The sequence below is a fragment of the Pelagerythrobacter aerophilus genome (genome assembly GCF_003581645.1).
GTDB lineage: Bacteria > Pseudomonadota > Alphaproteobacteria > Sphingomonadales > Sphingomonadaceae > Pelagerythrobacter > Pelagerythrobacter aerophilus.
In genome coordinates, this window is sequence record NZ_QXFK01000019.1 from 658,014 (window position 1) to 669,861 (window position 11,848).

An 11,848-nucleotide genomic window follows, 5' to 3' on the forward strand; every position below is an offset into this window, starting at 1 on the left:
TCATCGTGCCGGCTCCGACATCGAAGGCGGCGCCGCATTCGGGGCGCTACCCCAGTTCGGATTGGGCTGCGGCCCCATCGTCAGCACCAGTTTCGCGCCGTCCTTGACGTCGTCGTGGCTGAACCACGGCTTGTTCCATGGACGGCCGTTGAGCGTTGCCGACTGGATGTAGATGTTCTCCGCCGAATTGTTCTCGGCGACGATCTCCAGCGCCTTGCCGTTACCCATGCTCAGGCGGACGGTGTCGAACACGGGGCTGCCGATGATGTAGTGCGGCGTCGAAGGGTCGACCGGATAGAAGCCCATCGCGCTCATCGCGTACCACGACGAGGTCGCGCCCTGGTCGTCCATGCCGGGATAGCCGTAGCCGGCGGCGTCGCTGCCATAGAGCGTGCCGAGGATTTCCCGCACCAGCTTCTGCGTCTTCCAGGGCTGTCCGCTCCAGGCATAGAGATAGGGGGCGTGCTGGTCGGGCTGGTTGCCCTGCACGTACTGCCCGAGCATGCCGGTGCAGTCGCGGCAGATGCCCTTCGGGTTGTACGGCGTCTCGAAGAACTCATCGAGCTTGGCGTTGAACGCTTCGCGTCCGCCGAGCAGGTTCACAAGCCCCTGCACGTCGTGCGGCACCAGCCCGAGGCCTCCTTCATCATGAAGTTGTAGTACGGCTCGCCCGGATCGAAGGGGGATATCCAGCTCCCGTCCTCGGTCCGCCCGCGCATGAATCCGGCCGAGCTGTCGAAGACGTTCCGGTAGTTGCCCGCGCGCCGCAGGAACATGCGGTAATCGTCCATCTTGCCGAGACGGCGCGCCATCAGGGCCAGGGCGTGATCGTCCCATGCATATTCGAGCGTCTTGTCGGCGCCGGCCTTGCCGCCGGCATAGGGTGGGCTGGGATTGCCTTCGGGCACGATGTCCGAGATCCAGCCCTTGCTCAGATACTCGTCCATGTAACCGCGCGGCCCCTTAGGGTCGGTCGCGTTCTTGCGGAGATATTCGTAGGCCGCCTCGTAGTCGAACGGGATGCCCCGCTCCATCGCGCCGAGGTAGAGAAACACCGCATTGTCGCCGTGGAACGAGGTGTTCATGAACCCGCGTTCGCGTGCCATGTCGAGTTCGGAGCGCATGATGTCCTGCACCAGCTCGGGCTCCATCAGCTCGAGCAGCACGATCTGGTTGCGGCCCGTATCCCAGAACGGAACCGGGCTGTAGCGGTCGTACGCCGCCGTCTTCACATCGCCGTCGCGGCCGGTGAAGGTGTCACCCTTTTCCGCAAGCAGGCGGGGGCTGGCGAAGGACTGGAACAGCGTCGAGTAGAATAGCTTGCGCTGCTCGGGCGTGCCGCCGGTGACCTGGACGCGGTCGAGCAGCTCCGCCCATTGCGCGCGCGCCGAGTTGTGGACGCGCTGGAAGTCCCAGCCGGGATTTTCCTCGCGCAGGCGCTGCTCGGCCTCGGCATAGCTGTGGCCGTGGGCGACTTTCATCAGCACCTGCTCGCCCTGATCGGTGGCGAAGGTGACGTAGGCTCCGGCATAGTTGCCGGAGATCTCGCGCCGGCCCCGCTCGACGTCCTTGGTGCCGATGCCCCAGCCCTTGTCCTCCAGGTTCGCGCGGAACGTGCCGAGCGCTGCGAAGGACTTGGAGAACTCGGCGACGAAATAGGGCCCGTCGGCGCTGCTGCGCTTCTCGGCCGAGACGCCGCGCACGGTGCGGTCGCCGACGATCTCGACCTCACCGCCCTCGCGCGGCAGGTTGACGATCACGTTGGCCCGATCGGTTTCGGGAAAGGTGAACCGCATCATGCTGGTCCACTGCGTCGCGGTCAGCTCCGCCTGGGTGCGGAACGTGTCGAGATAGACCGAATAATAGCCGGGCGACGCCTTCTCGCGCGCCTTGTCGTAATAGGACGGCGTGTATGCCGGCGGCACCGTCCAGTCGCCCACCACGGGCATGATGAATGGCTTGGCATTGCCGCCGTAGGTGGCGCCGCCGCCGCCGGTGAAGGCGATCATGGTGGGGTTCGGATAGTGATACGGCGCCGGGACGCCGTTGGGATAGGTAAGCTCGAGATTGACGTTGACGGGCGATGCCTCGACCGAGCTGTGCGGCAGCCGCGCACCCGGCGACGTTTGCCCGGAATAGAGCGGCTCGCCCGGAGGCGGCGCATTGCCGATCAGATCGCCATCGTCGAGCGGAGCGGTGCCGACCAGAGGATCGGCCAGTTCGACGGGCTGGCTGGGGGATTGCGTGTTGTCGTGCGTCTGCGCGGCACCCGGCGCGCCGATGAGACTGGCGCCCGCCATGAGCAATGCAGTGGTTCGGAACCACGTCCCGATTCGCGAGCTGCGAATCACAGGTTGTGCGCGATCGTTCCTCATTCCCTGCTCCCTCTCCCCAAGGGGCCGCAACGAGCCCCCTTGCCCGGACGGATTTTCTCCGCTCCCGGCTATCGGAAACGACTCCTCGATTAATTAAATCATTTTGTCAAATAAAATGGCACGCAAGTTTGGCGAGAGCCGTCAGCGCGCGACACAGGGTCGCGTCGCCTGCTCGGGCGGACGCAGCAATGGACCGGTTTGAAAGGGAGCTGCCTAGGCTAGATGCGGGCTGGGGCTTTCCAGAGGGCGTTCGGCTTGGGCAGCAGGAAATGGCTGAACGGCAGGATAGCCGCGCCGACGGCGGGCGCATCTTCCGCCAGCATCGCCCGCTTGATCGGGGCGAGCACCGGTGCGTTGGTGGCGCGCTGCTGCAGCAAAGCGCTCAACCGTTCGGCCAGCCGGTCAACATAAGGACCGGGCAGGCGACCGCCGATCAGCACCGCGGCAGGGTTGATCAGGCAGTTGATCGCCGTCAGCGGCTCCTTCAACCGCTCCACCGCTTCGTCAATCCAGGCATCGACGATCGGCTCGATCTTTTCGTTCCGCCCCTGGGACTGCAGCATGTCGACAATGCTGAAGCCGCCCGCCTCCAGCGGCCTGGATAGACCGGAGAGAGACACGAAGTTCTGTATCTGGCTGCGCCCCCCACGGCCGTCGTCGCTCATCAGAAAGCCCATCTCGCCGCTGCGCCCGTCCGCACCGCGGAAGTAGGCGCCGTCGACTACCAGACCGCCGCCCAGGGCGGACGAGATCAGGATATAGAAGAAGCTGGAGAAACCCTGGCCGAGGCCGAGTTGAAGCTCGCCCATCGCCGCCGCCGCCGCATCGTTCTCCACGAATACGGGCAGGTTGAGCGGTTCGGCGAACAGACTCGCCACGTCCAGGTTCTCCCACTCGGCATAGGCCGCAGGGCGCCCGGGAAGATCCACGAGGCCGAGATCGTCCGGCTGGGCGATCCCTACGCCCACGAGCTGCGAGACGTCGATCTTCGCCCGCTTGAGCACCTTGTCGACCGAACTGAGATAGAACGATCGGACCTCGTCCGGCAGCGCGAACTCCACCTCGCGCGAGACACGGGCCATCGTCTGGCCGAGGAAGTTCACCACCACGATCGTCACATGGTCGCGGTCGATGTTGACGCCCAGCGAATAGCAGGCGTTCGGATTGACGACCAGCTTGGCCGGCGGTTGGCCGCGTCCGCCGCGCAACCGCCCCGCTTCCTCGATCAGTCCTTCGGCGAGGAGGCGTTTGGTTATGTTTGCTATCGTTGCGTGTGTGAGGCCTGTAATGTTTGCCAGGTCGACCCGGGTGAGCGGGCCGTTGACGCGGATCGCGTGGAGGGTGACACGCTGGTTGTGGTCCGCGGCGCGTTCGAGATTGGTGCCGGACAGCCCTATGCGAGGGCGCGAAGCCTCGGTCATGGGCGCGCCCCGGAGATGGGACGGCTGGGCCACAAGCACTTGGAAATACAGTCAGATATCACGCACCAACCTCTTCTCGGGCTGCGTCAATGGAGCACGACCGCGGCGGGCGCGCGCGAAGGCGACTTCGCCCGCACGGCCGCGATCGCGAAAATGCAGATCAGGAGATAACACACCATCGGGACACTGAAGGAGAACGAATACCCCGCCAGCTGCGAAACGCTGCCCGTCAGGACCGGAATGAACGCGCCGCCGACGATCGCGGTGCACAGCAGGCCCGACGTCGCCGCCTGGCTCGCGCTGGAGCGCTCGAGCGTCAACGTGAAGATCGTCGGGAACATGATCGAGTTGAACAGCCCGATGCCAAGCGCGACGAAGCCCGCCTCCACGCCGCCGATCAGCGCGACATAGGCGCAGGCCGCCGCGGCAATGGTCGAGAAGATCGCGAGCAGCCATCCGGCGTTGAAACGGGCGAGAAGAGCAGAGCCGATCAGGCGCCCGACCATCGCACCGCCCCAGTAGAGCGAAACGGCCCGGCCGGCTTCCTGAAGCGAGACGCCCGGCGTACCGTCGAGCTGCATGAAGCGGGCCAGCGCCCCGATCTCGGCCGGCGCGTTCGACCGTCCCCATACGTCGGGCGAGTTCAGGAACAGGGCCATTTGCGTCCCGATCGCGACTTCCGCCCCGACGTAGAGGAAGATCGCGAGACCGCCGAAGATCGCCCACGGCGACTTCATCGTCTCGCGCAGAGTGGCGCCGACGCCGGCGGAGACGTCCGCCGCGGCCGCCGGTGCAGCCCGGTCGACCCGCTTGCGCTGGAGGAAGAAGAACAGAAACAGCGCCGCGATCATCCCTGCGATCCACAGGAACGCCGAATCGATTCCTGCGAGCGCATTCCGCCGCGCCGCTTCGGTTACAGCCGCGCCGCCTTGGACATGGACGCCTTCGAGGAACAGGGTCGCCCCCAGATAGGGCCCGATGAACGTGCCGACGCTGTTGAAGCTCTGGCTGAGCGTCAGCCGGAAATGACTGTACTTGGGATTGCCCAGCGCCGCGGCCAGCGGATTGGCGGCGACTTGCAGGATCGTGATCCCGCTGGCGACGATGAACAGTCCGAACAGCACGATCGCATAGCTGCCGGCATTCGTGGCGACGAGCATCACCAGGCATCCGGCGAGCATCGTCGCCAGCGCGATCAGGATCGATGCACCGGCTTGCCGGCGGCGGAGCAGTACGGCCGCCGGAAGCGAAACGAGCCCATAGGCGATGAAGAAGGCCGAGGCCGATAATTGCGCCTCGACGTCGGTGAGCGTGAACACGCCTTTCACCGCGGCAACCAGCGGATCGATCAACGAGGTGATGAATCCCCATGCGAAGAACAGGGTCGTGACCGCCAGGAAGGCCCCCAGAGTCGAACGCTGTGATGACGTCAAAGGGCGAACTCCTCGTCGCATGGCCGGGGCCGGGCAAGGCCGGCACAGTCTGTTTTGCCCCCGCGGAGCCGATCCGACCTAGCCCGCCGGCCCCGCCGAGACCAGCGCGTTTACCCCGACTTAGGCCATTGCACAGCAAAATATCCCAAATCATTTGGATTATTCAGCCCGTGCCGCTACTTCGGCCTGCCCGTAAGACGATCATCGTAGCCGATGCGACTCGACACCGAGTCGCATTGTGGGAGGAGTTGAGATGAAGCTTGTTGCGCGCCACGTCGAAAAGCCATGGGGCCGCACCTCACTCCCCATTCCGATCGATGGCCACGAGGGCGGCGAGCGGATCGGCGAGATCTGGTTCACCCGCGACGATGCGCAGCCGATGCCGCTGCTGGTCAAGCTGCTCTTTACCAGCGAGCGCCTCTCGATCCAGGTTCATCCCGACGACGAACAGGCGCGGGACCGCGGGCTCGCAGCCGGCAAGACCGAGTGCTGGTACGTGACCGCCGCGGAGCCCGGCGCCGTGCTGGGGATCGGAACCCGCGAACCGCTCGACGGCGAGCGGCTGCGCGCGCTGGCACTCGACGGCGGTATCGAGGCGATGATGGACTGGAAGCCGGTCCAGCCGGGCGATTTCTTTCTTATTCCAGCGGGTACGGTCCATGCGATCGGGGCCGGCGTCTCGCTCGTCGAGGTGCAGCAGAATTCCGACGTCACCTACCGGCTCTACGACTACGGCAGGCCGCGCGAGCTCCATCTCGATGACGGCGTGGCCGTCGCGCGGGCCGAACCCTATGCCGACGACCTCTTCCTGCGGACCGGCGACAGCCAAGCCGATTGCCGGATCCTGGTGAGCAATCGCCACTTCACCGTGGCGAAGGGCGTCGATGCCTCCGCCATCATGGCGGGTCTCGGCAGCGGCCCCGTCTGGATGGTACCCCTTGAAGGGGAGGTGACGTGCGGCGCGGATCGCGCAGGCGTGGGAGAGTGCCTTCTGGTCGAGGGAGAAGAACCGAGGTTCGCTCCCGGAACAGAGGTTCTTGCAGCCGGGCGGCCCGGCTGAAGCCGCGGCGGGTTTTGCCGAACCCACCCTAAGACATGGCCCGGCATCGATCGCCGCAAAGGCGGCGACAACCGGCACGGTTCAATAGAAATTCCCGGCGAACGCCGAGTCGCGTTCCGCAGCCGCGCATCGCACGCCTGCGAACGCCATAAACCGCGGCCAGACCGAAGATTTTCACGCGATATGGCTGCTTGATGGCTGCCGTCCGGTCCTCCCGGGCAGCTTTCCGCACGCGGTCACCCTAGGAAAGCAAAAGTAACTATTCCGAAAACGGAGTGATTCCGTCGCGATCTGTTGCGTACTTAAATATCGTTGATAGGATATCCCCAGAAATCCAATAAATTGCCATGTGAACCCGTTAGTTCACATCACTTAACTGCACGCTCCGTAAATAACGGGGTGGTATACGTGCGCGCAAAACAGGGGAGTTGAACATGCCTGCCGAAATTTACGACAAGGCTACTGGTGAGAGCCGTTCCGTTCCGCTGGAATCCATTGAATTGAACGGCCCGAGCATCGTCAAGCTGCAGCTCGAGCGCGCCGATATCGCCAGCCTCGAACGCGAGGGTGACGATCTTCTGATCCGCCTCAAGTCAGGCGAGGTCATTCGGCTGGCGAATTTCTACGGCCTGACCGACGACTACAGCGAAGTCGTGCTCGAGGAAGCCGACGGGTCGATGTGGGTCGCCAGGCCCGGCGATGGCGTGCAGTTCTACGAACTTGGCGAGGTCGGCGATCTCTTCACTCAGGTCGCTGCGGGATCCGCCGAAGCAGGCGGGGCCGGCGCGGGCATGATTCTGCCTCTGGTTGGTCTGCTGGGAGCCGCCGGAATCGCCGCGGCCGCGGGCGGCGGCGGCGGCAGTGACGATTCGGATGCAGATGCCGATGCGGATGCTGACGCTGACGCTGACGCAGATGCGGACGCCGATGCAGACGCTGATGCGGACGCTGACGCAGATGCAGATGCAGATGCGGACGCTGATGCTGATGCCGACGCTGATGCCGACGCTGATGCTGACGCCGATGCTGATGCTGACGCCGATGCAGACGCTGACGCAGATGCGGACGCCGATGCTGATGCCGACGCAGACGCGGACGCCGATGCAGACGCCGATGCTGATGCTGACGCCGATGCAGACGCTGACGCAGATGCGGACGCCGATGCTGATGCCGACGCAGACGCGGACGCCGATGCGGACGCCGATGCAGACGCCGATGCCGACGCAGACGCTGATGCTGATGCGGACGCCGATGCAGACGCCGATGCTGATGCTGACGCCGATGCAGACGCTGACGCAGATGCGGACGCCGATGCTGATGCCGACGCAGACGCGGACGCCGATGCGGACGCCGATGCAGACGCCGATGCTGATGCAGACGCTGATGCCGACGCAGACGCTGATGCTGATGCTGATGCGGACGCCGATGCTGACGCGGACGCGGACGCTGACGCTGACGCTGACGCGTTCGACGATACGGCCAGCGTGGAGTTCCCGCTGACCGTCGAGACCACGGCGGATAGCGAGAGCACGACCTACACTCTGGCGGTCGGAACCTTCAGCGAGACCTACGACTTTGCGGTTGCCGCCGGTGCGGAAACCGATGCCTCATTCACGCTAACCGCGGATAGCGTGGCGACCGTGCTCTCGGACGTCGAGTTCACTCTGCAGAGGGAACTGCCCGACGGGACGTTCGAGGACGTCGCCAGCACCTCGGGAGGTGGTGCGCTTGACCTGCTTTCGCTCACTGTCCTTGGCGACAACCAGGTCCAGGTCACGGCCGACGACCTCCCCCCGGGGAACTATCGGGTGGTCTACGAAGGTGGCGGCCTGCTGTCGCTGGGCATCACGCTCACGCTCGATGTTGAATTCCAGACCACGACGGTCGATGGCGATCCGGTAAGCGGCAACGTGCTCGCGAACGATGTGGACGCGGGCGAGGCGGTGCTTGAGATCGATACCGGCGACGGCAACTTCGTCGCCGTGACCAACGGTCTCGTCATCGAGGGCGAATACGGCTCGCTCCTCATCAATGCGGACGGAAGCTACACCTACACGCCGAACGACGAGGCAGTGGGTGTGGGCGAGTCGGAAGTGTTTACCTACCGGCTCGTGAATCCCGACGGGACCAGCGATACGGCTACGCTGACGATCGACCTGGTGGAGGGCGACACCACATCGCCCGACACCACACCGCCCGACGCACCGACAGCGGATGTCGACGATGCGACCGGCGGTGTGGTGTCGGGCACGGGTGAGGTCGGTGCGACGATCACAGTCTATGCTCCCGACGGCACGACCGAGCTTGGCACCGGCACGGTCGAGGCCGACGGCACCTATAGCGTGACCATCCCGGCACAGACCGATGGCGAGGACCTCTTGGTCACGGCCACCGATGCGGCCGGCAACGAGTCGACGCCGACCACGGCCGAGGCACCGGATCTCACACCACCTGCGGCACCGACGGCCGATGTCGACGATGGGACCGGCACCCTGGTGACCGGTACGGGTGAAGTCGGCGCGACGATCACGGTCTATGCTCCCGATGGCACGACCGAACTCGGAACCGGCACGGTCGAGGCCGACGGCACCTATAGCGTGACCATCCCGGCGCAGACCGATGGCGAGGACCTCCTGGTCACCGCCACCGATGCGGCCGGCAACGAGTCCACGCCGACCACGGCCGAGGCACCGGATCTCACACCACCTGCGGCACCGACGGCCGATGTCGACGATGGGACCGGCACCCTGGTGACCGGTACGGGTGAAGTCGGCGCGACGATCACGGTCTATGCTCCCGATGGCACGACCGAACTCGGAACCGGCACGGTCGAGGCCGACGGCACCTATAGCGTGACCATCCCGGCGCAGACCGATGGCGAGGACCTCCTGGTCACCGCCACCGATGCGGCCGGCAACGAGTCCACGCCAACCACTGCCGAGGCACCCGACCTTACGCTGCCGGCAGCGCCTGAAGCTGCCCTCGAAACCGATACCGGCGTCGATGGCGACGGCATCACCAGCGACGGTACCGTCGGGATCAGCGGCCTCGAGGACGGAGCGTCCTGGGAGTACTCGATCGACGGCGGCACGAGCTGGGTGGCCGGTGCGGGCACCAGCTTCGAACTGGCTGCCGGCGAATATGCCGCCGGCGACGTGCAGGTCCGTCAGACCGACGCGGCCGGCAACACCGGACCGAGCGCTCAATTGGGCGCCGTGACGGTGGCGGTTCTCCTGGCGGTGGACGATACGGCCACGGCAGACCTGGGGGCCCGGGACTCGGTCACCCAGGCCCCGGTGACGGACGACAACCTGCAGGTCCTCGGGCTGCTCGATGACGGCAACGCCACCAACAGCCTCGCGATCTCCGTCGCCGAAGGAACCTCGGGCGATGTCGCCATCGAAGTCAGCCAGACGTCGCTGCTCGCAGTGGCGGACGCCTTCAACGTCGAGATCTACGACTCGGCGGGCGAGCTGATCGGGGTCCTGACCACCGGCAACGATCCGCTGCTTGGCGACGTGGCCGGACTGGGCGTGCTCGGGGTTACCAGCGACAATACGCTGGTCGCCAATGTGACCGGGCTCGAACCGGGCGACTACACGATCGTGGTCCGCAAGGGCGAAAGCACCGCGGGCAGCCTGCTCGACACCGACGGCAACGGCCTGTCGCTCGAGGAACTGGGCGAAGGCGGCGTGGTCCTCGGCACCGAGAACCAGGCGCTCGTTCTTGACTCGGTCGAGACCGCACTGAACGGCGAGATCCTACCAGGCATCGGACTTCCGCTGGGAACCGTCGTCAGGAACCTCCTGGAGCCGGTGCTCGACACCACCACCAGTCTCGGTGCGGGTGAGCTGGTGGAAGTCCTGGCGGACGGTCTCAACTCGCTGGGCCTGGGCGCATCTCTCGATGCGGTCCTCGGGGCTGTCACGGAGGCGCTGCTCAGCAACACGCTCACGGTCATCCAGGACACCTCGGTCACGGCGACCGTCACCGAGCACAGCTTCTCGGCTATCGGTACGCCGGTCACCGGGAACGTGATCGACCCCGACGCGGTCGCCAGCGGAGAGGCGGGTGAAGATACCGCTGTTCCCGGCACGACGGTAACGCAGGTCGAGAACGGTGCCGGCGAGGTCCAGACACTCGCCGGTGGCAGCGCGACGATCGAGGGTGCCTACGGCACGCTCGTCATCAACGCCGACGGTTCCTACAGCTACACGGCGAACGGCGACTCCGCCTCGATCGGACTGTCCGACGTGTTCACCTACACCATCTCGGACGGGACTAACTCAGTCGAGGCGACGCTTACGGTCGAGGTCGCGGGTGAACAAGTGGCCGACGATACGGCGCAGGCCGGGATCGAGTACGAGTACGAGGTGACCGCAGGCGATCCGATACCCGATGCGGTGGACTATGCGTGGACCGGAGTGCTGCTTGGCGCGCCGCTCGGCGCGACTGGCGATCTCGTCAGCGACAGCTTCATCGTCGCTGCCGACACCACCCAGGACGTGACGCTCGCCGTCGATGCCGGAAGTCTCCTCGGCGTAGGCGGCGGCGTCACGGTCTTCGTCGAGTTGCTGGACACGACGAGCGGCACCTGGAGCACTTACGCGAGCTACGATGGCAGCCAGTTGCTGAGCCTGCTGGGCAGCGGCGGCACCGGTGACATCCTCGTTCCGGACGTGCCCGCGGGCGAGTACCGGGTCCGGGCCGACGTCAACTTCGGCCTGGTCTCGGTGGCCGGGGGCGTCAACATCGACGTTACCTCGACGGTCACCCATCTCGACAGCTTCCTCGTCGGCCAGACTTTCCCGGCCGAAGGCGATCTGTTTGCGAACGACCTGCTCGGGGACGTGGATCCGCCGCTGGCGATCTCGGCCGATGGCACGACCTTTACGGACGTGACCAGCGGCACTCCAGTGACCGTCCAGGGCACCTATGGTGCGCTGGAGGTCAATGCCGACGGCACCTACACCTACACGCCCAACACGGCGGCGCACCTGACCGAACCGGCGCTCGATACCTTCGAGTACCAGGTCACGCTTCCGTCGGGCGAGGTAGAGGAGGGCACGCTCGAGGTGACCGTCCAGCCGTCCGGCGCCGGGGTGCCCGACGCCGATGCGGCGGCCTTCATGAGCATGTTCGCAGCCGACGCCATCCCGCTCGAGCTGGCGGATGCCGACGGCAGCGAGACCATCGCGGCCACCGGCGAGACCGGGCTCCCCGAGTTCGACCTGCTCGAAGGGCAGGGCACGCTCGAGGAAGTGCTCGATCGCTATCTCGGGGAAAGCGGCGACGATGCGCCGATGCCCCTGGCGACCGAGCCGACCGGAGAGATCGCACTCGTGCAGACCGCCTTGGATCCCGTCCAGGATCCGCTCGGCTACCTGGGTACGGACCCGCGGGACGACCTCGACGGCAGTAACGTTTCGGTTGTCTAATCGACTGTATTCTCAAGGGGCTCGCGCCGAAATCGGCGCGGGCCCTTGTTACCGCAGTACGAGTGAGAATGTGTGAAATCTAATCGGGTGAAGTGGGGGGATGCTTGGTTTGTCGCAGCCG

The 11,848-nt window shown here is 65.6% G+C and carries 5 protein-coding genes and 2 pseudogenes; 4 read left to right on the plus strand and 3 right to left on the minus strand.

Annotation, left to right across the window (positions count from 1 at the left end; translation table 11 throughout):
- The 3 genes and pseudogenes from D2V04_RS16985 to D2V04_RS16995 all read right to left on the minus strand — a co-directional run bounded on the left by D2V04_RS16985 (position 1) and on the right by D2V04_RS16995 (position 5,229).
- Positions 1-2,375, minus strand: a pseudogene (locus D2V04_RS16985) (GH92 family glycosyl hydrolase).
- A 218-nt stretch (positions 2,376-2,593) separates the two neighbouring features.
- Positions 2,594-3,796 carry an ROK family transcriptional regulator gene (locus D2V04_RS16990; protein WP_119514867.1) on the minus strand — a complete coding sequence of 401 codons (1,203 nt, stop codon included), beginning with the start codon at positions 3,794-3,796 and terminating at the stop codon, positions 2,594-2,596.
- Positions 3,797-3,882: 86 nt separating this feature from the next.
- Positions 3,883-5,229, minus strand: a complete 1,347-nt coding sequence (locus tag D2V04_RS16995) for an MFS transporter (protein WP_228766503.1) — start codon at positions 5,227-5,229, stop codon at positions 3,883-3,885.
- Positions 5,230-5,482: 253 nt separating this feature from the next.
- On the opposite strand from D2V04_RS16995, the gene D2V04_RS17000 reads away from it, so the two are divergent.
- The 4 genes and pseudogenes from D2V04_RS17000 to D2V04_RS17005 all read left to right on the plus strand — a co-directional run bounded on the left by D2V04_RS17000 (position 5,483) and on the right by D2V04_RS17005 (position 11,727).
- Positions 5,483-6,289: a type I phosphomannose isomerase catalytic subunit gene (locus D2V04_RS17000; protein ID WP_119514869.1), complete on the plus strand. Its 807-nt coding sequence runs from the start codon at positions 5,483-5,485 to the stop codon at positions 6,287-6,289.
- 434 nt (positions 6,290-6,723) lie between these two features.
- Positions 6,724-7,035 (plus strand): annotated as a pseudogene (locus tag D2V04_RS18455) (BapA/Bap/LapF family prefix-like domain-containing protein); the annotation flags it as partial.
- A gap of 115 nt (positions 7,036-7,150) precedes the next feature.
- The gene (locus D2V04_RS18250) at positions 7,151-7,789 is read left to right on the plus strand and encodes a hypothetical protein (RefSeq protein WP_228766504.1); all 639 of its coding nucleotides are present in this window, start codon (positions 7,151-7,153) and stop codon (positions 7,787-7,789) included.
- Complete coding sequence (locus D2V04_RS17005) at positions 7,774-11,727, plus strand: BapA/Bap/LapF family large adhesin (protein ID WP_228766505.1); 3,954 nt, start codon at positions 7,774-7,776, stop codon at positions 11,725-11,727. The genes D2V04_RS18250 and D2V04_RS17005 overlap by 16 nt, the downstream gene beginning before the upstream one ends.
- Positions 11,728-11,848 lie beyond the last annotated feature (121 nt).